At 60.0% G+C, this 25,425-nt stretch carries 20 protein-coding genes; 5 read left to right on the top strand and 15 right to left on the bottom strand.

Annotation, left to right across the window (positions count from 1 at the left end; genetic code table 11):
* Window positions 1-34: 34 nt before the first annotated feature.
* The 7 genes from INF32_RS01090 to INF32_RS01060 form a co-directional block, all read right to left on the bottom strand.
* Window positions 35-628 carry a lipocalin-like domain-containing protein gene (locus INF32_RS01090; protein WP_226386572.1) on the bottom strand — a complete coding sequence of 198 codons (594 nt, stop codon included), beginning with the start codon at window positions 626-628 and terminating at the stop codon, window positions 35-37.
* Window positions 629-668: 40 nt separating this feature from the next.
* A complete protein-coding gene (locus INF32_RS01085) occupies window positions 669-1,985 on the bottom strand; it encodes an amidohydrolase (RefSeq protein WP_226386571.1) in 1,317 nt (438 codons plus the stop codon).
* A 71-nt stretch (window positions 1,986-2,056) separates the two neighbouring features.
* The gene (locus INF32_RS01080) at window positions 2,057-2,443 is read right to left on the bottom strand and encodes a DUF1573 domain-containing protein (protein ID WP_226386570.1); all 387 of its coding nucleotides are present in this window, start codon (window positions 2,441-2,443) and stop codon (window positions 2,057-2,059) included.
* A 52-nt stretch (window positions 2,444-2,495) separates the two neighbouring features.
* Window positions 2,496-3,263 (bottom strand): TonB family protein, encoded by a 768-nt coding sequence (locus INF32_RS01075; protein ID WP_226386569.1) that lies wholly within the window; start codon window positions 3,261-3,263, stop codon window positions 2,496-2,498.
* A gap of 7 nt (window positions 3,264-3,270) precedes the next feature.
* Window positions 3,271-3,663 (bottom strand): ExbD/TolR family protein, encoded by a 393-nt coding sequence (locus INF32_RS01070; RefSeq protein WP_226386568.1) that lies wholly within the window; start codon window positions 3,661-3,663, stop codon window positions 3,271-3,273.
* Between the two features lie 4 nt (window positions 3,664-3,667).
* Window positions 3,668-4,354, bottom strand: coding sequence for a MotA/TolQ/ExbB proton channel family protein (locus tag INF32_RS01065; protein ID WP_226386567.1), 687 nt, complete (start codon window positions 4,352-4,354; stop codon window positions 3,668-3,670).
* Between the two features lie 12 nt (window positions 4,355-4,366).
* Window positions 4,367-8,890: a translocation/assembly module TamB domain-containing protein gene (locus INF32_RS01060; protein ID WP_226386566.1), complete on the bottom strand. Its 4,524-nt coding sequence runs from the start codon at window positions 8,888-8,890 to the stop codon at window positions 4,367-4,369.
* Between the two features lie 109 nt (window positions 8,891-8,999).
* Between INF32_RS01060 and tsaD the strand changes: the two genes are divergently transcribed.
* Entirely contained in the window at window positions 9,000-10,022 is a 1,023-nt protein-coding gene (gene tsaD / locus INF32_RS01055; protein ID WP_226386565.1) for a tRNA (adenosine(37)-N6)-threonylcarbamoyltransferase complex transferase subunit TsaD, read from the top strand.
* Between the two features lie 10 nt (window positions 10,023-10,032).
* The gene (locus tag INF32_RS01050) at window positions 10,033-10,947 is read left to right on the top strand and encodes an O-fucosyltransferase family protein (protein WP_226386564.1); all 915 of its coding nucleotides are present in this window, start codon (window positions 10,033-10,035) and stop codon (window positions 10,945-10,947) included.
* Between the two features lie 135 nt (window positions 10,948-11,082).
* Here the strand turns inward: INF32_RS01050 and INF32_RS01045 are convergent, their stop codons facing one another.
* From INF32_RS01045 to INF32_RS01010, 8 genes are all read right to left on the bottom strand, one after another.
* Entirely contained in the window at window positions 11,083-12,570 is a 1,488-nt protein-coding gene (locus INF32_RS01045) for a calcineurin-like phosphoesterase C-terminal domain-containing protein (protein WP_226386563.1), read from the bottom strand.
* 74 nt (window positions 12,571-12,644) lie between these two features.
* Entirely contained in the window at window positions 12,645-13,343 is a 699-nt protein-coding gene (locus tag INF32_RS01040; RefSeq protein ID WP_226386562.1) for a glycosyltransferase family 10 domain-containing protein, read from the bottom strand.
* Window positions 13,258-13,674 (bottom strand): hypothetical protein, encoded by a 417-nt coding sequence (locus INF32_RS01035; protein WP_226386561.1) that lies wholly within the window; start codon window positions 13,672-13,674, stop codon window positions 13,258-13,260. The genes INF32_RS01040 and INF32_RS01035 overlap by 86 nt, the downstream gene beginning before the upstream one ends.
* Window positions 13,675-13,684: 10 nt before the next feature.
* Window positions 13,685-16,669 carry a translation initiation factor IF-2 gene (gene infB / locus INF32_RS01030; RefSeq protein WP_226386560.1) on the bottom strand — a complete coding sequence of 995 codons (2,985 nt, stop codon included), beginning with the start codon at window positions 16,667-16,669 and terminating at the stop codon, window positions 13,685-13,687.
* A 138-nt stretch (window positions 16,670-16,807) separates the two neighbouring features.
* Window positions 16,808-18,037, bottom strand: a complete 1,230-nt coding sequence (gene nusA / locus INF32_RS01025; RefSeq protein WP_226386559.1) for a transcription termination factor NusA — start codon at window positions 18,035-18,037, stop codon at window positions 16,808-16,810.
* Between the two features lie 21 nt (window positions 18,038-18,058).
* On the bottom strand, window positions 18,059-18,526 hold the full coding sequence (rimP, locus tag INF32_RS01020; RefSeq protein ID WP_226386558.1) for a ribosome assembly cofactor RimP: 468 nt from the start codon (window positions 18,524-18,526) through the stop codon (window positions 18,059-18,061).
* 140 nt (window positions 18,527-18,666) lie between these two features.
* Window positions 18,667-19,470, bottom strand: a complete 804-nt coding sequence (lpxA, locus tag INF32_RS01015) for an acyl-ACP--UDP-N-acetylglucosamine O-acyltransferase (protein ID WP_226386557.1) — start codon at window positions 19,468-19,470, stop codon at window positions 18,667-18,669.
* 43 nt (window positions 19,471-19,513) lie between these two features.
* Window positions 19,514-20,902: a bifunctional UDP-3-O-[3-hydroxymyristoyl] N-acetylglucosamine deacetylase/3-hydroxyacyl-ACP dehydratase gene (locus tag INF32_RS01010; protein WP_226386556.1), complete on the bottom strand. Its 1,389-nt coding sequence runs from the start codon at window positions 20,900-20,902 to the stop codon at window positions 19,514-19,516.
* 83 nt (window positions 20,903-20,985) lie between these two features.
* On the opposite strand from INF32_RS01010, the gene INF32_RS01005 reads away from it, so the two are divergent.
* From INF32_RS01005 to INF32_RS00995, 3 genes are all read left to right on the top strand, one after another.
* The gene (locus INF32_RS01005; protein WP_226386555.1) at window positions 20,986-21,801 is read left to right on the top strand and encodes an energy transducer TonB family protein; all 816 of its coding nucleotides are present in this window, start codon (window positions 20,986-20,988) and stop codon (window positions 21,799-21,801) included.
* Between the two features lie 159 nt (window positions 21,802-21,960).
* Window positions 21,961-23,451 carry a potassium/proton antiporter gene (locus INF32_RS01000; RefSeq protein ID WP_226386554.1) on the top strand — a complete coding sequence of 497 codons (1,491 nt, stop codon included), beginning with the start codon at window positions 21,961-21,963 and terminating at the stop codon, window positions 23,449-23,451.
* 801 nt (window positions 23,452-24,252) lie between these two features.
* Window positions 24,253-25,422 carry a FecR family protein gene (locus tag INF32_RS00995; protein ID WP_226386553.1) on the top strand — a complete coding sequence of 390 codons (1,170 nt, stop codon included), beginning with the start codon at window positions 24,253-24,255 and terminating at the stop codon, window positions 25,420-25,422.
* Window positions 25,423-25,425 lie beyond the last annotated feature (3 nt).

Below are 25,425 nucleotides of genomic sequence, written 5' to 3'. Positions count from 1 at the left end.
AGCGCCTCAAACGGGGCGTCCGTCCCAGCCGCCCCTATTTCCGGCGGGACAGCCTCCAAAGCACGGTTCCGTCCTTCGAAAGCACCAGCGAATCGGCATTCAGTTTTTCGACCCGGAGCGTATCGTATCCCACCGACACATTCCCGTTTCCGACACTCTTCACACGGAGCACCAGTTCGTTGCGGGACACGAGAAGCTCCCAGTCCTCCACCAGCAGCGTAGCCATGCCGATCGACTCCGCTCCGCCGGGTTCGAGACGGAATCCCTGTTCGGCTCCCCGTTTTACGGGATCGGGCATCACCCAGGCCCCCTGAATGTAATAATAGGGGGAATGGACGGTGACCACCAGCGAATCGACCGTAGCAACACGTGCTCCGTCCCGATCGGCATCGCTGTATTTCACTTTCACCGAATCGCCGATCAGCACGCCGGGATACCTCTCCCGGCTCACGCCCATCGTACTCAGGTCGAGTGTATCGCCCGTACCTGTCACGATCGTCACCCCGTTCATCGAAGCATCCAGCACCACCCCCTCCACAAAAGGAGCCGGAGTCTGCGCCTCCCCGAAACACGCCGCCACCGCTGCGGCGATAGCCGCTACGGCCAAAAACCGAACCGTTTTTTTCATCGTCTTATCGGATTAAAAGTGAGTCTCTCTTTCCGAAAGGTCAGCTGCGGCGGAGCATCTCCTCCGCCCGTTCCTGCACTTCGCCGCACAAAGCCCCTGCGTCGAGCGTGAGCAGACGGCCTCCCTCCACCACCACCTTCCCGTTCACGATTACCGTATCCACGTCCGAACTCTTGCCGCAATAGACCAGATTGGCCACCACGTCATGCTGCGGACAGAGGTGGGGTTTGCAGATGTCGATCAGGACCACGTCGGCCAGCAGCCCCTCGGCGATCTGCCCCACCTTTCCCTCCATGCCGATCGCCCGGGCTCCGTTCACCGTGGCCATTTTCAGCACTTCGTAAGCCGGCAACACGCACGGGTCGCCCGTCGCCACTTTCTGCAGGAACGATGCGCTGCGCATCTCCTCCCACATGTCCAGGTCGTTGTTCGAGGAGGGACCGTCGGTGCCGATCCCCACGTTGATGCCTTCGCTCAACAGGCGCGCCACGGGAGATATTCCACTGGAAATCTTCATATTGCTCTGCGGATTATGGGCCACCGACACGCCGTATTCCTTCAGCACGGCGATATCCCCGTCGGTCAGGTGCACGGCATGGACCGCAAGGGTGGGACGCTCGAAGACGCCCAGGTCGCGCAGGTAGGCCACAGGGCTCTTCCCGTATTTCCCGGCAATCGTTTCGATCTCGGCCGCCGTTTCCGCCACATGAATATTGATCCCTATACCGTAATGCCGGCTCAGTTCGAGTGCCCGGCGCAGATGCTCCGGCGAACAGGTATAGGGAGCGTGCGGAGCGATCATAACGCCGATACGTCCTTCGCAGGCCCCGGCATAACGCTCCATGACGGTCTCCAGATCGCGTTCGAACTCCCCGAACCGGGCATCCACGAAACAGGGTGACAACACGGCCCGGATACCCGAATGGCAGACCGCCTCGGCCACGGAAGCCTGCATCCAGTACATGTCCACGAAGGTCGTGGTTCCTCCGAGCAGCATTTCGGCGATTCCCACCTCGGCGCCCAACCGGACGTCGTCGGGCCGTTCCTTCTCCTCGAAAGGCCATATCTTTTCGGTGAGCCACGGCATCAGCGGCATATCGTCCGCATAGCCGCGCATGAGCGTCATCGCGACATGGTTATGGGTATTGACGAAACCCGGCATAACCAGCTTTCCCCTGCCGTCGATCTCGCGCAGCGCCCCGGCATGTTCCCGGCGGAAACGCTCCGCATCCTCACCGTCACGGCCGACCATCACGATCCGGTCGCCCGAAATACCGACATGGCCGCGGAAAACAGGTGCCTCGCCGCCGGAAGCGGTCATCGGAAGCACCAGCGTATCGTTAATCAGAATATTCATAACTTCTGTTTTTTTCGGAGGACAAGATAATCAAAATCCCGGAAAAGCCATCGTTCCGGAACCGGCACGTGTCAGTACACTTCTCCCTTGACCGTCACGATCACGCGTTTCCGTCCGTCGTTGCTGTACACCTGGATCGCCTTGAAAAAGACCCCCTGCTGTTGGGCTGGGTCATAAGTGATCGTCACCGTCCCGGTCCCTCCCGGGGCCACCGGCCTCTTCGGGAAACTCCCCTTGGTGCAGGTGCAGGAGGTCACGATACGGGTAATCACCAGCGGAGCCGTCCCCCGGTTGGTGAACGGAAACTCGCAGGACACTTTTCCGCCTCTGCCCGGTATGCGGCCGAAATCGTGCGTTTCCCGGTCGAACACGAGCCTGGGTCCTTCGGCCGGAGCCTCCTGGGCCCGGAGCGCAACCGCCGCCAGCGAGAGGGCCAGCAACAAAACGACTCTTCTCATCCCTTTCATCCAGAAATTATCGTGCCGAAGCCGGCGCATCCGGCTCCGGAAATCACATCACATTGAAAACATAGGTGATAACCCCCGTCTGGAGATTGTCGCCCTCCGAAGGGGTGAAACGCTGCTTGCGTGCCGCACGCAGGGCCTCGTCCACGAAAGCCCTGCTGTTGGTGGTCGATCCCTGGGCCTGGTGCACGGCACTCACCACACTGCCCGAAGGGTTGACCGTGATACGCACCTTCACCACATGACGGCCCCGGTCGTTGCCGTTGTAATTGGGCCTCACCTCCCCTACCGGATTCCGGCCCCGCAGGTCGAACGACACACCCGAATCGCCCATTCCGGTACCCGCATGGCTGCCCAAAGGTTCTCCTGCCGGATTGCCCTGATTGCCTTTTCCCCGGCTCTCTCCTTCGGAAGAAGAGGTGCTTCCCGCCGTCTTCCCGGGAAACAGAGCCCTCTTGTTGACCTCGCGGGGTTTCTCCACCGGTTTTTCGGCCGGTTTCTCCGTCGGTTTCGGCTTCCGGGTCTCGACCGCGGGAGCCTCCTCGTGTTCCTGCGTGGTCACTTCCTCCTGCGAAGCCGGGCTCTGCGGAGACTCGGGAACCTGCGCGATCTGCTCCTGCAGGGCGGGGTCCTGCTCTCCGGCGGCCTCTTCGGTCGTTCCGAAATTGATCAGAATACCCTCCCCCTCGGTTTCGGGCGGCTCGAAACTGAATTTGACGCACACCATCAGCACCACCCACAAGACAAGGTAGGCGGCCGTCGCGGCAGCGCCGATCCATTTGCGTTTGCGGTCGTCCGTGCTGTAATAGTACATGGGATTCCTATTTGGGGCTCGTGGCCAGAATCAGTTTGTATCCGTTGTCCTTGGCGATGTTCATCACCTTCACCACCTCGTCCACCGGCACGCTCTTGTCGCAGTGGAGCGACACCGTAGGGTCTTCCGCACCCGCCATCTTACTCCGCAGGGCACTCTCCAGATTGTCGTACGACACAGGCTCCGTCTCCACGTAGTAGTGCAGGTCGGCGGTGATCGAGACGGTGGTATAGGGCTTCTCCTTGAGCTGGTTGGAACTCTTGGGGAGCAACAGCTTCAGCGCATTGGGATTGATGAGCGTGGTGGCGATGAGCATGAACATCAGCAGCAGGAACATCAGGTCGGTCATCGAAGCCGCGCTGAACGATTTATCGACTTTCGATCCTCGTTTGATTGCCATGGCGCTACCGGTCTACGGGTTGGTTGAGAATATCCATGAAGGCGATCGAATTGGCCTCCATCTGAAACACCAGCTTCTCGATGCGGGCCACCAGATAGTTGTAGCCGAAATAGGCGGGAATACCCACCACCAGACCGGCCACCGTGGTCACCATCGCCACGTACATACCGGCCGAAAGCAAACTCATATCGACCGTGCCGCCCGCCTGCGAAAGATTCATGAAAGCCTGCACCATGCCGACCACCGTACCCAGGAAACCGATCATCGGCGCACCGCCGGCGATCGTGGCCAGGAAAGGCAGCCCGTTCTCCAGGCGCGATACCTCGAGGTTGGCCACATTCTCGATCGAATTCTGCACGTCGGACATCGGACGCCCGATCCGCTCGATTCCCTTGGCCACCATGCGGGCGATCGGCGTGTCGGTCGACTTGCACAGGTCCACTGCGGCGGCCACCTTGCCCTCGTAGATATAGTCGCGGATGCGGTTCATGAAGTTCATGTCGATCTCCGAAGCCTTGCGGATCGCCAGGAAGCGCTCCACGAAGATGAAGACGGTGGCTCCCGCCAGCAGGGCCAGCGGAATCATCAGCCAGCCTCCGGCCACGATCAACTGACCCAGTCCCATCGTGGTCCGGGCGCCCTCCTCGGCGACGGCCGCAGCCGCCTCCGTTGCCTGTAATAAGATGCTCATACGTGTCTGGTTTTATTCGGTTTTATGCTCTTGTTTCTCGCTTTCGGATGTTTCACCGGGCGAAGTTACGAATTTTTCTTTGTTTTTCTTACGACGGAACCGTTCGCGTATATTTCTCAGAATATCTTTGAAGCTGTTGAAGTCCTCCTTGTAGTAGATACCGATGCCGCTCTCCTGCAAACCCTGGTTCTCGTCGAAACGGTCGATCGTCCGCGTGAAGGCCTTCGTCCGCAGGTTTCCGGCCCGGTCGATCAGCCACGTGAGGTAGAAGTCGCCCGTCAGGTTGCTCGTCCCCTGCCGGTTGGTCATGGCGGCATTGTTGCCGAAATCATAGTTTCCCTCCATTTCCAGCAGCAGGCGGTTGTCGAACAGCCCCGTCGAAAGCCCCAGCTCCAGCTCGTCCGAAGTGAGGTCGCTCTTGGGACGGTAGCGGATACCGATGTTGTAACGGTCGGAGGAGATCCAGTTGCTCAGCTGGCTCGACAGGAACTCGAACCCAGTGGCGCTGCCGCCCATCGCGCCGATATTGAGGCTCTGGTTACTGCCCGTATTGTCCGAATAGAAACTGTTGACGGCCAGCAGCCAGAAAAACTGGGTCGCCATCATCTCCTGCGTGTTGAGCGCATTGGCCACCAGATTCTGCGTCTCGGGATCGACGTTCTGCACCCGCACGTCGAATGTGATGGCCGGCTGCCGAAGCCGTTCGGCCAGTTTGATGTCGCACTCCACGGGCACGCTGCGGCGGAAATTCTCATCGTCGCTGCTCAGCAGCGGGGCCAGCGAGGCCTTGAGTTTGTAGGCGGCCGTGATGTCGAGGAGGGCGTCGGCCGGATCGCCCGTCCACCGGATGGCGCTGCCGGGCTGGATGGTAAAGGTCTTGTTGATAATGTTCTGCAACACGAAGTTATAGCTCCCCTCCGTAATTTCGTAGTCGCCCAACATCGTGAACTCGTCCTTGGTGGGATTGACGTGCAGGTTGAGCGCCCCGTTGCCCCGCGCCCGGATGCCGTTGCCCATTTCGGGATCGATCACCAGACGGAAATCGGTGTTGGGACGCACGTTCAGCGACATGTCTATATCGAGGCTGCTGCGGAACGGATTCCGGCGGCGCCGCTCGCGTTTGAACCTGAGTTTCCTGAGTTCCACGGCGCTGAGACTGTCGGACCGCACCCGGTTCGGGTTTTCGAACACCACGAAATCGGCCTGCGAAATGTTCGACGTACCGTCCAGCGACATGAAGAAGGAGGAGTTGTCGCTGGTCGTCGCGGCGATGGTCATGTTCGTGCCCCGCTTGTCGCCGCGGATACGTGCGCCTCCGGAGGCGTACACCGTGCCGTTGAACAGTTCGTTCTCCCGGGAAGTGGTGTTGAGCACGAGCATGTTCTCGGGCTGCACCTTCAGATCGTAGGAAAGGTTCGCCAGATGGTTCATGTCGAGGCTCATCTCCATGGAGGCCCGGTTCCCCCCCGGATCGGTCAGCCAGGCGGGAGTCAGTGTGAACACATTGTCCTTCACGACGATCTCCCCGTCGCGGAGACGGTAGGGTACATTCGTGAAGTCCACCGTAGTGGAGAGTTCCGGAATCCGGATCGTTCCGTTCAGCGACACGTTTCTCCGCACGCCGGTCACCATCAGCGCGGCATCGGCGCTTCCCCGCGTGTCGCGCACCACACCCGAGAGCAGCGGATCGAGCAGCGAAAGGTCGAGCCCCTTCAGGTCGAAGTCGGCCCGGTAGCGCCGGTCGGTCGGCCGGTAATACCCCACCATGAGCGTATCGGAGCTCTGCCGCCGCATCAGGGTGAACTTGGCCCGCTCGGCATGGAAATCCCAACGGCTTTCGAAAACTGCAGGCGGGACCGCCACGTCGTTGACGCGCACGCTGTCGAAATTCACGTAGGCATACATCAGTCCCTCTCCCAGTACGGACACCATGTCGGCATGCCCGTTGGTGATGCCCCGGACATGGTAACCCATCCGTTCGGAGAGCTGCGAAAAGGGTGTCAGGTCGAAATTGGAAAGATTCAGATGAAGCGTATCCTCCCGGTCGCGGGAGGCCACACCGTCCACGCCCAGCTCCTGTCCCTGGCTCGTGATGCGGAAACGGCGGATCGCCACCCGATCCGCATCGTAGACGATACTGCGGGCCCCGATCCGCCAGGTCCGTCCCCCGGTGGTAAAGCTCGAGGGAGTGAACCGGATACGCACGCGGGGCCGGCCCGACAGGCTGTCGCGTTCCAGTGCCGACACGACCCCCAGCAGGGCGGAGGTTCCCTGTTCGGGATCGGAAAAACGGGCGCCCAGATTGACCCGGTTCTGCTTGGCACCGCCGATCACGGAGAAATCGGGCATGTAGAACCCGCCGGCAAAGAGGTCTTCCGCTCCCACGTAGAGCGAGATCGAGTCGCCCTGGTTGCGGCTGTTCACGCTGAGACCGGAGACGAAGAAGTCGCCCCGTTCGATATAGTCGGAATTCAGCGACAGGGAGAACTGCTCGGCCTGCGGATTGAACAGGAACGAAAGTTTCGTCCCCTCGGCCAGCTGGAGGCCGGGCAGGAAGATACCCGCCACGTTATTGGCCTGCTTCACGTCCAGCTTCACCACGTAATAATCGTCCACGTTCGTAGCGCCGTCCCGGTCGGGAAAAAGGTCCGTGCGCCGCTTCCCGGCCGACAGGGTCGGCAGATAGTAGCGCAGCGTATTGGTGAAATAACCGAACATGCGGTCGTAACTCGACCGCCCCCGGAACGTCACGTCGGCAAAGGGAGAGTACCATGCCAGCGATTTGCTGTCGGGCCCGTTCTCCCCCACCAGCCGTATCTCTCCCGTACGCACCGAATCGACCGGATTGACGTAGAGCAGGTCACGGATCACCGCCTCGCCGTTCACGTCGTCCAGCGAAGACCCTCCGGCGTGGGCCGTCAGGCGTCCCTGCACCACCGAGATCGAATCCCTGCGGTTGAAGTTCAGCGCATGCAGGTCGGCCATGTGCATCCGCAGGTCGAAATCATACCGGGGAACCGTATCGTTGAAATCGAGCAGACCGTCGAAATCGAACTGCAGATTGGGATCGTCCGAACGGATCAGCCCCCGGAACATACGGTTGCGCACCGTTCCGTCCAGCACGATCCCTCCGTAGGCGTAGTCGTTGAATTCCAGCAGGGAGAGCCCGGCATCGGTCTTCACCGTGAGTTCGTCCCGCCCGAAGGTCCCGTCCAGCCGGGCCTGCACCGTGGCCCGTCCCAGTTTTCTGCTGCCGGAGAGCGTTCCCACATCGAACCGGTTGACCCGCATGTCGCCCCGGAAAGCCTTCTGTCCGTCGGCGGCGGGGGTGACCGCGAAATCGACGGCCGCTTCGCCCAACACGGTGCGGAATCGTCCGTCGGCCCGGAAACGGCTCAGCAGACCGTCGAACCGCCCCCTGAAATGGATATTTCCCAGCCGGTACAGACTCTTTTCGAGCCCGGGCGAGAAGGTCCGGCCCGTTATGTCTTCCGCGATGAACCGCACGTCTTCGGCCGAAGTCCGCAGCCGGAACACGTCGAAGGTGAAATGCGTATTCCGGATATCGGGCACGCCCCGCATGGAGAACCTCACGCCGATCTCCGTATCGCGGGTCCGGGCACGTGCGATACGGCCCTGCATGTCGGCCACAGGCCCCGACACCGTACCCGTCACCCCGTCCAGCACCGTCTGCCAGCTCCGCAGCGAAGGGGCGAAATAGGCGATCGAACGGAAACTCACGCGCGAGTCGTTCAGTTCCGCCTCGATCTTCACCCGCCGCAGAAAGTCGTTGTACCCTTTCCAGGTCCCGGTCAGGAACCGAAGGTATTTCATCTCCACATGGGAATCGGGCAGGCTGATCTCCAGCCCGTCGAAGTACATGCCGGAACCCGAAATCGAGAAACGCTGCGCGGAAAAATCGTCGATCTGAAAACCGCTTTTATCCCGCAGGGCGATCTGCCGGATCGCCAGCGTCACGCTGTCTCCCACGACCGAAAGTCCGCGCGTTTTCAGATAAAAATGATCGACCGCCAGGTCGGTGAAATCGACCCCGTCCCGCCCCTTGCGCACGAACTTCCGGTGCCGGAACGTCATGTCGCTGATCTCCACCGAGGAAGCCGTGAGCGAAAAGGGCTTCTTCTCCCGCTTCGGCTTCTTCCGCTTCAGACGGGAGAGGACCTGCCTCAGATTGGAGGTCATCGTGCTGTCCTGCATCAGATAGAAGCGGGGCCCCTCGAGCGACACTCCTCCCAATGCCACCCGGTCCGAGGAGAGCTCCAGCCGGTTCAGCGCAACCGTAAGCCGCGGAACGTAAAGCAGCGTATCGCCATGATAATCCTCCACGTAGAGCCCCTCGAGCGTCACCCGGTTGAAAAGGCGCAGATGCACCTGCTCCACCGCGACGGGGATCTCCAGCTTCCGGCCCAGCCACCCGGCCGCCTCCCTGGCCGCGAAGTTCTGCACGGAGGGAAGACACAGCAGCAGCGAGACGGCCACGGGAACGATGATCGCGGTTAAAATCGCCGCAGATAACAAAGAAAGCAATATTTTTATAACTTTGCCCATGGATTCGTGCCCCGTGCCGGAACAAGCGTACAAATCTATTAAATTTTAGTCAAAAAAACGTCATTTAAGCCCGATATAAATGGATATAACGATACTGGGAATCGAGTCTTCGTGCGACGACACGTCGGCGGCGGTGTTGCGGGGAAACGTGCTCCTGTCGAACGTGATCGCCAGCCAGGAAGTGCACATCCGTTACGGCGGCGTGATTCCCGAGCTGGCTTCGCGCGCCCACCAGCAGAACATCATTCCCGTGGTGGACGCCGCCCTCAAGGGAGCCTCCCTCACGCTGGACGACATCGACGCCATCGCCTTCACACGGGGTCCCGGCCTGCTGGGGTCGCTTCTGGTAGGCGTCTCTTTCACGAAGGGGCTGGCCCTTGCCAAAAACATCCCGATGGTGGAGGTGAACCACCTCCAGGGCCACATCCTCTCCCACTTCATCGACCTGCCCGACCGGCAGCTGCCCCATCCCTCGTTCCCGTTCCTCTGCCTGCTGGTTTCGGGCGGCCACACGCAGATCGTGCTCGTGCGCGACTACCTCGACATGGAGATCATCGGCACCACGATCGACGACGCGGCGGGCGAAGCCTTCGACAAATGTGCCAAGGTCATGGGCCTGCCCTATCCCGGCGGTCCGGTGATCGACAGGCTCGCAAAGGAGGGCGACCCCAAACGTTTCCATTTCGCCCGTCCTTCCGTGGACGGATACGATTACAGTTTCAGCGGGCTGAAAACCTCGTTCCTCTACTTCCTGCGCGACCGGATGGCCGAAGACCCGGCCTTCATCGAGGAGAACAAGGCAGACCTGTGCGCCTCGCTCCAGTACACGATCATCGAAATCCTGCTGAACAAGCTGGTCAAGGCGGCCCGGGCCTTCGACATCACCGACATCGCCATCGCGGGCGGCGTATCGGCCAACTCGGGACTGCGCGAAGCGATCGTACGCGAGGGAAAGAAGCGCCGGTGGCGCACCTTCCTGCCCGAATTCAAATTCACCACCGACAACGCCGCCATGATCGCCATGACGGGAATGCACCGCTATCTGAAGGGCGAATTCGCCCCGATGGACGTCTCTCCCGTGGCCCGCATCAGCGAACTCTGACCGGAACCCCATGCCGATCCTCTCCATCCCCGACGGCGGCCTCTGCAACCGCATGCGCAGCATCGAATCGGCCATCGCGCTGGGCGAAAGCCTCCGCACGCCGGTGGTGATCTATTGGCGCGTAAACTGGCAGATACGCTGCCGGCCGCAGGAGCTGTTCCGGATCGAATCCCTCACGGAAAAAGTCTCCGTCCCGGTTACGTTCCGGATCGCCGGACGGCTGAATCCGTGGCGCATGCTCTGGCTGGCCGGATGCCGGGTCGGTCCCCTGCGACCCGCCGCAAAGTGGCTGGCGAAATTCGCCGCAGCCTTCGGACGGCCTTTCGTGCTGGCCGAAAATCCGGAGTACCGTACAGCCGAAGAACTGTGCAAACAGGCTTTCGGCACGACCGGAGAGGCGGAAGTATGGAAAGCGGCGGCCCGCACCCGGTGGATCTTCTATTCCGGAGGCTGGTACGGCATCGACCGTTCCGACTTTTCCCGGTGGGAACCCGTTTCCGAACTGGAGCGCCGCATTGCGGAGGAGTGCCGAAAAGTGGGCGACCCGGCCCATGCGGTAGGCATCCACATCCGCCGCACGGACAACGAAGTGGCGATCCGCGAGAGCCCCGACGAACTGTTCGTGGAACGGATGCGGCAGGAGATCGCCCGCGATCCGGACGTCCGGTTCTATCTGGCTACGGACAGCCCCTCGGTCAAGGAGAAGTTCTCGTCCCTGTTCGGCAGCCGGCTCACGACGCCCCGGGGCCGCCTCAGCCGGAACGACACGGAAGGCATGAAACAGGCTGTGGTGGAACTCTACACGCTCTCCCGCTGCCGCTACATCATCGCCACATGGTACAGCACCTTCTCCCGCACGGCCGCCGCCATCGGAGGCACGGAACTGGAAGTGTGCCGAAAAACTCCCGGCGAAACGAACCCCTGACAATCTCCGGCGGGATTTCCCCGTTTTTCTCCCTCCTGCGGAATCCACGAGTGCCGAACGACAGCGCCCCTGCCGCGGTACACCGCGGCAAGGGCGCTGCCATCCTTTCCGGCATTCTCCGGTCCGCAACCTTCGTCAGCGGGAGAGGGTGAACACCCGGACTCCGCTCACGTCGAACCCATAGGGATCACGGGCCGTAAAAGTGAGCCGGTGGGTTCCCGTCATCGCCTGTACGGGCAACTCAGCCACCCAGATATGGGGCGATTCCGACTGACGCAGCGGCATCCGGCGGCTGAATTTCGTGGGGTATCCTCCGTGACGGTTCCAGTAGGCCACCCGGCTCACATTCGGCGCGGTCATCGGAGTGCGCTCCATCTCGATCCACTCCCCGTCGTCCACCCGCATCATCACCCGGGTGGAATCGCATCCGCCGAACACATTGGCAACCACGGTTCCGGCCGGAATCGCCGCCAGTTTCGGTATCTCGCCGTCGATCCGCTCCTCCCCGCCGATCCACACCTCCATCTGCCTGTCCGCATCCAATCCGATCCCCTTGTAACGGAAGGCGTAGTCCGCACCGTCGAAATCCACCACGAAATAGTTGCGCGGCGAACCGCACTGCTGCATCGCCAGGGGGATGGCATTCTGGTCCCGTTCGCCCACCCACCAGGTTCCGCAGGAGGCTCCGGCGACCAGTTCGTGTATCTTCTCCGACAGGCAATGACGGCCGACGGTGTGGGTGTGTCCGGAGAGCACGAGCACCCTGCGTCCCCCGAGCGCCTGCTCCACCTCATCTCTGTTCCTGGTATAGGCCAGCGGAATATGCTGACACAGGACGACCAGGTCCTTCTCCGGCACCAGCCGCAGGCGGTTGCGGACAAAACGCAGCTGGCGCTCCGTCACCCGGCCCGAATAGCCCTTCCGCCCTTCGGTGAAAACGTTGTTGAGCACGATGAAATGGACCTTCCCGTAATCGAAGGCATAGGTACCCGCCCCCAGCAGGGAACAGTAGACCCGGTCCAGCCGGACCGAATCCATATCCCGGTCATGGTTGCCCACCACCGTCCATACGGGATGGGGAAGCGCCGCGAGATCGCCGACAAACGAGCGCATCAGATCGCAGTCGTCATTGACCTGATCCCCCAGGAAGACGGAAAAGTCGATATCTCCGCGTCCGGCAAGCTCCGTCAGCACCGTGCGGTCGGCATAGCTGGCTTCGTCCCGGTTCTTGACCTGCACGTCGCCCACAGCCGCGATCCGGAACCGCTCACGCCGGGGAGTTTCGACCAGTGCGAAAGAGAGTTCCTCCCTCCCGATCTCCTCCCCCGGCCCGAAATAACGGAACGAAGCGTTCGCAATGCCCCGCTCCGCAAAGGCGTATCCGGCGGGAAGAATGGGGAAAACGCTCGTCCCGGGCCCGATATCGAGCGAAAAGCGCCCCTTTCCGTCGGTCAGCACGACCGTATCCCCATCGGAAACGGGAATGTGCGTCAACGCCTTTTCACCCCGGTCCCGAATACCGTTTCCGTTCCGGTCCCGGAAAACGACACCCCGGACGGGAACCGCCCACGCATCGACGGCAACACACACCGCCCATACGGCAACAAACCATATTTTTTTCATATACCGAACAAAAAAGTTTCACACCCGGCCCCGATGAAGATCCAGCCCGATACATCTCAAGCCTGCCCTAATTTCTACTTCCTGTTGAACTTATGCAATAATTTTCTCCCAAAATAACGATAATAATGCCCACATAAACGATAAATCGGCCGCAAACCCGCTAATTTGCGTGTATCATCGAACAAATCCAGATTCAGTGCATAGGTCCGATACATATTCTCGTGATTATCACAATGTCGATTACCAGGAACGACATACTTCACCGGATGCTCCACGATGTCGCCAAGAAAAGCGGAGAGCCTCTCCCCCGAATACAGAACCGCATCGTACGCCCCGTCGCAGGGGCGTACCCACGGCCGGTTGAGCATCTCCAGATAGGCTTCGTCGTCGTTGTCGAGCCGGACGACCTCCTGCACGACCTCTTCCAGCGACCCGAAATCCGACACGTTGATAAACGACCCGGGATTGAACTCCTCCGCCACGGAAGGATCGCCCCAATAGACAGGAATCGAACCGCTCATCATGGCTTCCACCAGTTTTTCCGTCGTATATCCCTCCCCGACCGAGTTTTCGAACGCGATGCAGAACTTATACTCCGACTGGAAGGCGAGTTTGTCCTCCACCGGACCGCCGACATTGTTCATGTAGCGGCCGCCCGAATCGACCCGTTTATAGGCAGAGAGAAGATCAAAGAACTGTTTCCGGAGCGGCGAAGCCCACTCCCCGTTGGAGTAGACGAAACTGCAGAATTTGCGGGCGGCAGCCCCCCCCATTAAATACCTTATAATCAATCAGTTTACCATCACACCCATAGGCATGGTAAATGGGATACCGCAGATAGCGCCGTCCGAAATCGAGGTAATGGAATCCGATCGCATAGTCGGCCACATTGAAATCCGGCACCAGATTTTCGGGCGTATAGAACACCCGCACGCAATCGTATCCCGTGAAACGCTGGCCGAAACAGGAGAAGAAAAGTATCTGCGGCCGCTCCGACACCACCACCTCGTACCGCTCCGAAAGAGCCGCGACGATGAAATTGTCCGCCGGATCGAATCCCGGCCAAAAATCGACGAATCCGACTTCAACCGTTTTCTTCTCCATAGGGCCGGTTCTATTTCTTCTTCACCTCCACGGTTTCGTAACCTTCCACGATGTCTCCCACACGGATATCGTTGTAGCTTTCGATATTGAGACCGCACTCCATACCGCTGGTCACCTCCTTCACGTCGTCCTTGAAACGCTTCAGGGAGCCGAGCCGTCCCGTGTAGACCACGATACCGTCGCGGATCACGCGGATCGGGGTGTTGCGGGCGATCTTTCCCTCGCGGACGATACATCCGGCCACGGTGCCCACCTTCGAAATCTTGAAGGTCTCCATCACCTCCACCGAGCAGACGATCTCCTCCTTGGTCTCCGGAGCGAGCATACCCTCGATGGCATCCTTGATGTCGTTGATGGCATCGTAGATGATCGAGTAGAGACGGATTTCGATCTCCTCCTTCTCGGCGAGCTTGCGGGCGCTGGCCGACGGCCGCACCTGGAACCCGACGATGATGGCGTTGGAAGCGGCGGCCAGCAGTACGTCCGACTCCGAAATCTGGCCTACGGCCTTGTGGATCACGTTCACCTGCACCTCCTCCTTCGAGAGTTTGAGCAGCGAGTCGGTCATGGCTTCGATCGAGCCGTCCACGTCGCCCTTGACGATGATGTTCAACTCCTTGAAGTTGCCGATGGCGATCCGGCGGCCGATCTCGTCCAGCGTCACGTGTTTCTGGGTGCGCAGGCCCTGCATGCGCTGCAACTGTTCACGCTTGCTGGCGATCTCGCGGGCGCTCCGGTCGTCCTCCATCACGTTGAAGGTGTCGCCCGCCTGCGGCGCCCCGTTGAGACCCAGCACCAGCACCGGTGTCGAGGGAGGCGCCTCGTTCACCTTCTTGCCGCGCTCGTTGAACATGGCTTTCACGCGGCCCGAATGGATGCCCGAGAGCATCACGTCGCCCACGCGGAGCGTTCCGTTCTGCACGAGCACCGTGGCCACATAGCCGCGCCCCTTGTCGAGGGTGGATTCGATCACCGTACCCGAAGCACGGCGGTCGGGATTGGCCTTCAGATCGAGGAATTCGGCCTCCAGAAGCACCTTTTCGAGCAGTTTGTCGAGGTTGACGCCCTTCTTGGCCGAAATCTCCTGCGACTGATACTTGCCGCCCCAGTCCTCGACCAGGTAGTTCATATTGGCCAGCTGCTCCTTGATATGGTCGGGGTTCGCACCCTCTTTGTCGATCTTGTTGATGGCGAACACCATCGGGACACCCGCCGCCGTAGCATGGTTGATCGCCTCGATGGTCTGGGGCATCACGTTGTCGTCGGCGGCCACGATGATGATGGCCACGTCCGTCACCTTCGCACCGCGGGCACGCATCGCTGTGAAGGCCTCGTGACCCGGCGTGTCGAGGAAGGTGATCTTGCGTCCGTTCAGCTCCACGCTGTACGCGCCGATGTGCTGCGTGATACCGCCCGCTTCACCCTCGATCACGTTCGTCTTCCGGATATTGTCCAGCAGCGAGGTCTTACCGTGGTCCACATGGCCCATGACAGCCACCACCGGGGGACGCGGCACGAGGTTTTCCTCATCGTCGTGCTCCTCCTCGATCGCCTCCTGGATGTCCACGGAAACGAATTCCACCTTGTATCCGAACTCTTCGGCCACGACCACCAGCGCCTCGGCATCGAGCCGCTGATTGATCGACACCATAAGCCCCAGATTCATGCAGGCAGTGATGACGTCCGTCACGGGCACATCCATCATGGTGGCCAGTTCGCTGACGGTCACGAATTCGGTCACCTTCAGCGTAGTCTTGTCCTGCTCCTGACGCTCCATCTCCTCGTTCAGGCGGGCCGAAACGGCTTCACGCTTGTCCTTGCGGTACTTGGCGCTCTTGCTTTTCCCTCCCTTCGAGGTGAGGCGAGCCAGCGTATCCTTGATCTGCTTCTGTACGTCCTCGTCGCTCACTTCGGGCCGCAATACGGGCTTCGGAGCCCCCTTGCCGCCCTTGTTCTTCTTCCCAGCGCCATCCCTGAAGCCGGGTTTGCCGCCCTGCGCCCCGGCACCCCCGCCCTGCGGGCGCTGGCCTCCGGGAGCCGCCGGCTGCGGACGTGTCACGTCCACCTTATCCTTGGTGATCCGCTTGCGTTTCTCGCGCTTATGATGGTCCCCGCCCTTCTTCCGGTCGAAAGCCTGCACGTCGATCTTACCCAGCACTTTCGGTCCCGAGAGCCGGTTGCCTTCGCTCGGGCGGAATACGTTGTCGTCGTTCTCGGCCTGGCGCTCGTCGTAGGTCTTAGTCTGGATCACGACCGGCTCGGCAACGGGAGCGCTCTTCTCCGGGACCTTCGCCGGTTCCGGCTCTTTCGGCGCAGGGACAGGCTCGGCAGACGCCGCAGCGACGACAGGCTCTTTTTTCTCTGCGACAGGCGCCGCAGCTGCTTCCCGCGGCGTTTCGGCCGCTTTTGCAGGTTCCACGGCAGGCTCCGCCGTCTCCTTCTTTCCGGAAACATTCTCCGCAACGGATGCGGGCACCGGTTCCTCGTTCCGGGGTGCGGGAACGGGCTCTTCCTTCACCGCAGGAGCCGGGGCCGGAGCGGAAGGCTTCACGGGCTCGGGCTGCGGCGCCGCGCTCTTCGCAGGCGCGGGAGCAGGAGCCGGCTTGGGCTTATTCCCGGCGGAAAGGTCGATCTTACCGAGTATCTTGGGTGCATGGCTGCGCGAGGCGACCTCGTCCTTCACACTGATAACGCCGCTTTTGATGACGACCTCATCCTTGAAATCGGAATCCCCCCTGGAAGCGCCCTCTCTTTTGTCGCCCAAAGAGATCGTCTCCTGTTTGAGGTTGATCCTTTCCCGGATATTGACCGTCTCGCCCGTGCGGTTTCCTCCGAACTCCTTTTCGAGCACGCTGTACGCATCGGGCCCGATGAAAGAACTCGGTGAATTCTCCACCTTGAATCCCTTCTTCTCTAAAAACTCGATAATCGTGGTCTGTCCTACTTTAAACTCCCTTGCGACCTGATGGAGCCTGACTCTTCTTTCACTGGGCATATATTCTCCTTTTTCGGCGTTACTTGGTGACGGAAACCCGTCGTGTTACATTTTACAAAAATACTCCTAAATTTTCCAATTTCAAGGCATGCGGCGCAATTAACGAAGAATTAAGCCGCCGTCCTGCCCGGAGCGGGGCTATTCGAATTCGGCCTTGAGGATACCGATCACCTCGCGGATGGTTTCGTCCTCCAGATCGGTACGGCGCGCCAGCTCTTCGGCAGGAATCTCCAGCACGCTCTTGGCCGTGTCGCAGCCGATGGCTTTCAACTGGTCGATGATCCACTGGTCGATCTCGTCCGAGAATTCGTCCAGCGCCACGTCCTCTTCCTCCACCTCGCGGTAGACGTCAATGTCGTAACCGGTCAGCATGCTGGCCAGCCGGATATTGAGGCCGCCCTTGCCGATGGCCAGCGACACTTCGCTGGGCTTGAGGTACACGGCGGCCGTCTTCTTCTCCTCGTCGAGATGGATCGAAGAGATTTTGGCCGGGTTCAGCGCACGCTGGATCAGCAGCTGCGTGTTGGCGGTCCAGTTCACCACGTCGATGTTCTCGTTACGCAGCTCCTTGACCACCGAATAGATACGCGACCCCTTCATACCCACGCAGGCGCCCACGGGGTCGATCCGCTCGTCGTACGACTCCACGGCCACCTTGGCGCGCTCGCCCGGAATGCGGACGATCTTCTTGATCGTGATGAGCCCGTCGAAAATCTCGGGAACCTCCAGCTCGAAGAGCCGCTCCAGGAATTCGGGAGCCGTGCGCGACAGGATGATGGCCGGCGTATTGTTACGCATCTCCACCTTCGAGACGATCGCCCGGATCGTATCCCCCTTGCGGAAGAAATCGCTCGGAATCTGTTCGCTCTTGGGCAGAATCAGTTCGTTGTCCTCGTCGTCGAGCACGAGCACCTCCTTTTTCCAAACCTGATAGACCTCGCCGGTGATGATCTCGCCCACCTTCTCCTTGTACTTGTCGTACAGGTTGGCCTTCTCCAGATCGAGGATGCGCGAGGCCAGGTTCTGACGGAGCGACAGCACGGCGCGGCGCCCGAACGAATCGAGCTTGATCTCGTCGGCCACCTCCTCGCCCACTTCGTAGGTAGGGTCGAGTTTGCGGGCGTCCGTAAGCGAAATCTGCTGGTTGGGATTCTCCACCTGTCCGTCCTCGACGATCTGACGGTTGCGCCAGATTTCGAGGTCGCCCTTCTCGGGGTTGATGATGACGTCGAAATTCTCGTCCGTCTCGTAGGTCTTGATCAACAGGTGACGGAAAACATCCTCCAGCACGCCGATCATCGTGCTCTTGTCAATGTTCTTAAGCTCCTTGAACTCCGCAAAGTTGCTTATCAGATTCAGATTGTCCATAAGGTTTTTATCGCTGTTTTTTTATTTAAAATCAATATATTCCCGGGTAGACTTCACCTCGCTCAGGGGATACTCCCGCACGGTTTCCACCAACTGTTTGCGTTTCTTGCCCTCGACGGCCACCTTCTCCTCGTAGGCCAACGTGACGGACTCTTCGGTAGCATCCCTCAGTTCGGCCAACAGTTTCACGCCGCTGAGCAGCACCACCTCTACGGGACGGCCGATAAGCCTGCGGTACTGGCGGAGCATCCGCAGCGGCTGGCCGATCCCGGCCGAGGAGACCGTAAGGGCGAAATCCTCCACGTCACGGTCGAGCGACGCCTCGATCGCACGGCTCAACTCCACGCAATCCTCGATCGCCACCGACGAGTCGCTGTCCACCAGCACCTCCACCTCGTTGGCGGGCGAACAGGTCACGTCGACCACGAACAGATCGCTGCCCGCGAGTCTCTCTTCGGCCAAAGCCCGTATTTTAGCTGTATCCATCATGTCGATTGCTTGTTTCGAGTCGTTTATCTAACGAAAGATGGGGACTTCCGCCCCCATCTTCCCTCTTGTTACCGCACAAATATAATGCTTTTTATCGAAAAACGCACTATGGCAGCGGATTATTTTGTTTTTTCTTACGATTACTCCATCTCTTCGCCCGCCTTGGATGCATTGTAGGGCTTGAGGATACCCCGTTTCGACTCGCGGATGAAATTGATGATCATGTCGCGCTCCTCGCTGTAAGGCACCTGTTCCAGCACCATTTCGCAAGCCCTCGAATAACCGAATCCGCTCTGGAAAATCAGCCGGAAAATCTCCTGTATCTCACTGATCTTCTCGGGAGTGAACCCGCGGCGGCGCAATCCGATGAAATTGGCCCCCACGAACGAAAGGGGCAAATGGGCCGCCTTCACGAAGGGGGGAATGTCCTTGCTCACCAGCGAACCTCCGCTCACCATGGCATGGGCGCCGATGCGGCTGAACTGGTGCACGGCCACGTGGCCGCCCAGGATGGCCCAGTCGCCCACTTCCACCTCACCGGCCAGCGACACACGGTTCACCAGCACGCAGTTGTTACCCACCACGCAGTCGTGTCCCACGTGCACGTAGGCCATAATCAGCGTGTTGCTGCCGACGATCGTGGTTCCTTTGGCGGCCGTTCCGCGGCTGATGGTGGCGCACTCGCGGATGGTGGTGTTGTCGCCGATCACCGCGGTCGTATATTCCCCTTTGAATTTCAAGTCCTGCGGAACGCCGGCCACCACGGCCGCCGTATGCACCTTGCAGTTCCTGCCCAGCCGCGCCCCGTCGAGAATCACGGCGCCGGGACCCACCCAGCATCCGTCGCCCAGCACGACATCGCCTGCAATATACGCGAACGGTTCCACCGTCACGTTCTCGCCCAAACGGGCTTTCGGGTCTATATAAGCCAACTTGCTGATCATAATAGATAGAGTTAGGGGGTTAATCTTTCGTCATCATCGTTTTCTATTTGTTACGGGCCACCTGGGCCATCAGCACGGCCTCGGTCGCCAGCCTGTCGCCGACGAACGCGCGCGCTTCCATCAGCACGATGCCCCGCCGGATGGGCTCCATCAGGCGCAGTTCGAACTGGAGCGTATCGCCCGGCACCACCTTGTGCTTGAACTTCACGCCGTCGATCTTCATGAAATAGGTCGAGTAGTTCTCCGGGTCGGGAATATCGTGCAACGCAAGAATCCCGCCGCACTGCGCCATAGCCTCGACGATCAGCACGCCCGGCATGACGGGCTCTTCGGGGAAATGCCCCACGAAGAAAGGCTCGTTCATCGTGACGTTCTTGATACCGGCCACGCTCTCCGAATTGATGTCGATGATCTTGTCCACCAGCAGGAACGGCGGACGGTGGGGCAGCATGCTGCGGATCTGGTTGATGTCGTACACCGGAGCGGCCGACGGATTGTATTTCACGCCGGGTTTCACTCCCTCCTTGCGGATATTCTTCTTGATCATCTTCACCATCTCCGTATTGGCGAAATGACCGGGACGGGTGGCGATCACCTTACCCTTGATCCGCATGCCCAGCAGGGCGAAATCGCCCAGGATGTCGAGCAGTTTGTGGCGGGCGGGCTCGTTGCGGAACCGCAGTTCCAGATTGTTCAGGTATCCGCCCGTCACCCGGATGTCCTTCTTGTTGAAAACCCCTTCGAGCCGTTTGATCTCGGCATCGGGCACATCACCCTCCACGATCACGATGGCATTGTCCAGGTCTCCGCCCTTGATGAGGTTCAGTTTGAGCAGCGGCTCCAGCTCATGCAGGAAAACGAACGTGCGGCAGGGAGCCACCTGTTCGGCGAAATCGTCGCCGGGGCCGAACGTGGCATACTGGTTGCCCAGCACCCGGGAATTGTAGTCGATGTGCACCGAAACGCTGAACTCCTCGTCGGGATAGATCGCGATCTCCACGCCCTTCTCGGGAATCGAGTAGACGACCTTTTCGGTCACTTCGTAATATTTGCGCTCGGCCGCCTGCTCCTCCAACCCGACCCGGGCGATGGAACGGGCGTACTCCCGGGCGGAACCGTCCATGATGGGCACTTCGGGAGCGTCCACCTCGACCAGCGCGTTGTCCACGCCGCTGTTCCACAGGGCGGACATGACGTGCTCGATGGTGCTCACCTTCACGCCTTTTTTCTCGACGGTGGTTCCGCGGGCGGTGTCGGTCACGTTTTCCGAAAGGGCTTCCACGGTGGGTTCCCCCGGCAGGTCGAGGCGCTTGAACACGATTCCGTGATTGGCCTCGGCAGGCTGTATGGTCATCGTCACGTCGACACCGGTATGGAGTCCCTTACCTTTGAATGTAAGGGGTGCTTTCAGTGTTTTTTGTTTACAGGACATGATGTGGATTTTGAATAATTTGCACACAAAGGTATTAAATTTTTGAAAAGAATCGTACTTTTGTTCGATTTTATGCGATTCCGATGAACGATACCGATCAGAAGAACAACGGCAGGCCGCCGCGGCTGAGGCTTCCCTTCGAGAAGCGTCCCACGGACATCGGCGCGTGGAGCTACGACCACCGCGTGGGGCTCTGCGTGACGGTGATCGCCTATCTGGTGGCCGCCATCGCATTCGTATCGGCCCGTATCGCCGTGGGAAGCCCGGAACGGCAGACAGCCATCTACATCGACTTCCAGGAAGAAGAGCCCCGGCCCGAAACGCCCGAGGAGCGCCGGGAGCGGCTGAGGCAGGAGGCCGAAGCCGACTTTTCCGACATCCGCAACCTGATCTCCAACGAAAACGCCGAAGCGGGAGACAACACGCTGAACGAACGGCTGCGCGACGACCGGGGAACCGACGCCGGCGAAATCTACGACGAGGCGGAAGAGGTGCAGCGCCGCATCCGGGCCAACCGGGAGGCCTACGAACGGGGGCTGGGCGAAGAACGGGCCATCCTCGACGGCCGCCGGACGAAAACGGAACAGGCCCGGAGCCGGGACGTGAAGATCAAGGGCCGCGTGACGGTCTCCTTCTCGCTGGTCGACCCGGTACGCACGTCGGTCAAACTGGTGGTTCCGGCCTACCGGTGCGAAGGCGGCGGGGAGGTGACGGTGAACATCACCGTCAACCGCAACGGCCGCGTCACGGCGGCATCCGTGGACCGTGCCGTCTCCACGACCGACGGCTGCATGGTGGACGCCGCGCTCGGAGCGGCCCGCGAATCCCGCTTCAACGTCGACCGCAACGCCCCGGACAAACAGACGGGAACGATCAGCTACATTTTCATCCCCCAGTAGCAGAGAAAAACATTAAATTAATGTTAAAATAACGTTACGCAAAGGCACAGCGTTTGCAGGAATGCGTCCGATTCTCTATCTTTGTAAAATACGTATTGTGTGGGCTTTGACCCCGCAGAATTATTATTCTATATCGTTATTCAATTAATTATTCCGCCTATGATTCTGGATACCGGTAACATTCTATTGATCGGCTCCGTTCTCCTTTTCGTCAGCGTACTGGCCAGCAAAGCCGGCTACCGTTTCGGCGTCCCTGCCCTGTTGCTGTTCCTGGGCGTGGGCATGCTGTTCGGAAGCGACGGGTTCGGCATCCAGTTCAACAGCCCTTCCATCGCCCAGTTCATCGGCATGCTCGCCCTGAGCATCATCCTCTTCTCGGGCGGCATGGACACCAAATTCTCCGAAATCAAACCCGTGCTCGGACAGGGCGTCATCCTGGCCACCGTGGGCGTCGTCCTGACGGCCGGCATCACGGGCGTCTTCATCTGGCTCATCTCGGGAGCGTTCGACCGCTTCGTCTCCCTCACGCTCACACAGTCGCTGCTGCTGGCGGCGGTCATGTCCTCCACCGACTCGGCGTCGGTCTTCTCGATCCTCCGCTCCAAACGGCAGGGCCTCAAACAGCGCCTGCGCCCCATGCTGGAGCTCGAGAGCGGAAGCAACGACCCGATGGCCTACATGCTCACCATCCTGCTGATCCAGATCATCGCCTCGGGCGAGATGGACCTCAAGCAGTCGGCCGTGCTTTTCATCGTACAGATGAGCGTGGGCGCCGTATCGGGTTTTCTGCTGGGGAAAGGGGCCATCCTGCTGATGAACAGAATCAACATCGACAACCGTTCGCTCTACTCCGTACTGCTGCTGGCCACGGTGTTCTTCATCTTCTCGTTCACCGACCTGATCAAGGGGAACGGCTACCTGGCCGTCTATATCGCGGGACTGGTGATCGGCAACCACAAGATCGTGTTCAAAAAGAGCCTCACCACCTTCTTCGACGGTTTCGCATGGCTCTTCCAGATCGTCATGTTCCTCACCCTGGGGCTGCTGGTCAACCCTTCGGAACTGGTCCACGTGGCGGGCATCGGCCTGCTGGTGGGCATCTTCATGATCGTCGTGGCCCGTCCGGCCACGGTGTTCCTCTGCCTGCTCCCCTTCCGGCACATGACCACGCGGGCCCGCTGGTTCGTCTCGTGGGTGGGTCTGCGCGGAGCCGTTCCCATCATCTTCGCCACCTACCCGCTGATCGCGGGCGTGGAGCACGCCAACCTTATCTTCAACATCGTCTTCTTCATCACGATCGTCTCCCTGCTCGTGCAGGGCACGACGGTCAACTACATGGCCAAAATACTGGGGCTGGCCGTGGAGGAGAAGGAGGACGCCTTCCCGATCGACCTGCCGGAAAACATCAAAAGCGCCCTCTCGGAGATCGACGTGGCCCCCGTTCTGCTGGAGAAGGGCGACTGCCTGCGCGACCTGACCCTGCCCAAACACACGCTGGTGGTGATGATCAAACGGGACGACCGCTATTTCGTACCGACGGGCAGCACGCAGCTCGTGCTCGGGGACAAACTGCTCGTACTGTCGGACAACGACGAAGAACTGAAAAAAACCTACGAGTCGCTGGGCATCCTCAACTCAATCAAAAGCTGAGACACAAAAGAGACGAAAAAAACGGGGTGCCGTTCCAAAGAACGCACCCCGTTTTCATTTCCCTGCTCCCCGGCGGGGCTCCATATACCATCCGGCCGGCCCACAGGAACGCATGACGCTCCCCCGTAACCGCGACTCCTTGTCCGAAACGGGCACCGCTTCTTCCCGCAACATACGATTCTATCCGCATAACCGTCGGTTCGGCCTCCCCGCACGGACCCGAAACCCACAGCCTTATTCCTCCCTTTTCCCGGCCGGAAGACCACAAACAGGACCGTAAGACCGGCAAAATTATACCCCCGGTCATACTAACACCGCCCCGGCTCCGTTTAAACGTGTACCGGAACTGCAATAATCCGGCACACATCTCCGCCCGGCCCAGAAAAAGGGGCACCCTCCCGGTCTTTCCGGGAAACGGTGTTTTCCGGCACGGACATTCGCAGCGTTTTTCGTCCCCCGCCCGAAAAACGGACCCTTTCCCGACTCAATGTATCGACACCGGCGACAGCCGTATCCGTTCCGCACATGCCGCCCGGCCATTCCGACCGGGCAATCCGGACACGACGGAGCCGCCCCCGGCCCGACCGCATACCGACGGAACACTGCCTGCCTGAAATGACCCCGGAACGGTCCGCACATACGGCGGCCGTTCCCTTTTTCGGGAGAGAAAAAACAGAGTTTGCGGAATAAAAAAACACTTTTTGTTAAAAAAAGCAACAAAACCTGTCATACTTGCATCTAAGTTATGCATTATTAAAAAAGAAAAATAATGAAAAGGCCCATGCCCAAACTCTACATAACATGCTGACAGATCTATCGAGACTGATCCACCTTTTCCGGCAGAGTTACCGGGGACGCCTGACGCCGCAGGAACGGCAGGAGTTCGACCGGCTTCTCGAGGAGAAGCATTTTGCCGAGCTGGACCGCAGGCTGCACGACAACGACTACATTCTGTCCAAAATACAGGAATACAACACCTACGATCACCGGCGGGCTTTCCGTCGTTTCCGCCGGGCGACGCTGGGCAGCCGGCTGTACCGTCTCCGGTATGCCGTCGCAGGGGCCGCCGCAGCGGTTCTGGTGGCCGGAGGCCTGCTGATCCGCATATCCGACCCGGGAGGGCGCATAGCGGAAAAACGCACTATGGAACAGGCGGAAAAGATACTGCCGGGCACGAAAAAGGCCCAACTCAAACTGGCCAACGGGGAGGTGATCGCCTTCGCGGATTCGGCCGTGGAACGGAAGGTGGATGGAATCGGTTCGCTCTCCTCCGAAGGAGGCGACATCGTCTACACCAGCGCGGAGGAACCCTCGGCCGAGATCGCCGCCGCCTACAACGAACTGTCGGTTCCCCGGGGCGGCGAATGCACGTTCACGCTGGACGATGGAACGAAGGTGTGGCTCAATTCCGATTCGCGGCTGGAATATCCCGTGCGCTTCGACGGCAGGGAGCGCAGGGTGAGAGTGGAGGGAGAGGTGTTCTTCAGGGTGTCGCACGACACGGCCCACCCGTTCGTGGTGGAGACGCCCAAGATGCAGGTGACGGTCTGCGGGACTTCGTTCAATGTCCGTGATTTCGCGGACGAAAAGATGGCCACCACGACCCTCGTGACGGGAAAGGTGGACGTAGGCAACACCAGCCACCGCGTCACTCTCACGCCCGGGTATCAGGCGCTGGCTTCCGGCGGCAACGCCATGATGAACGTCAAGAAAGTGGACGCCAACGCCGTTTCGGCCTGGACGGAGAACAAATTCGTCTTCTGGCAGCAGGGATTCGACGAGATACTGGCCTCGATCGCCCGCTGGTACGACATACGCATCGAATACGAGAATATCGACCCGGCCTCCTATTCGCTCACGGGCAAAATCCCGCGCGACTGTACGCTGGCCGACGTGATCGAGCTGTTCGAAATGATCACCGACGCCTCTTTCAGAATCGAGGACGACACGCTTATCGTAAGCAGGAAATAAACC

The sequence above is a fragment of the Gallalistipes aquisgranensis genome (assembly GCF_014982715.1).
Taxonomy (GTDB): domain Bacteria; phylum Bacteroidota; class Bacteroidia; order Bacteroidales; family Rikenellaceae; genus Gallalistipes; species Gallalistipes aquisgranensis.
The sequence above is the reverse complement of the archived record's forward strand: the minus strand, read 5'-3'. Positions and strand labels throughout refer to the sequence as shown.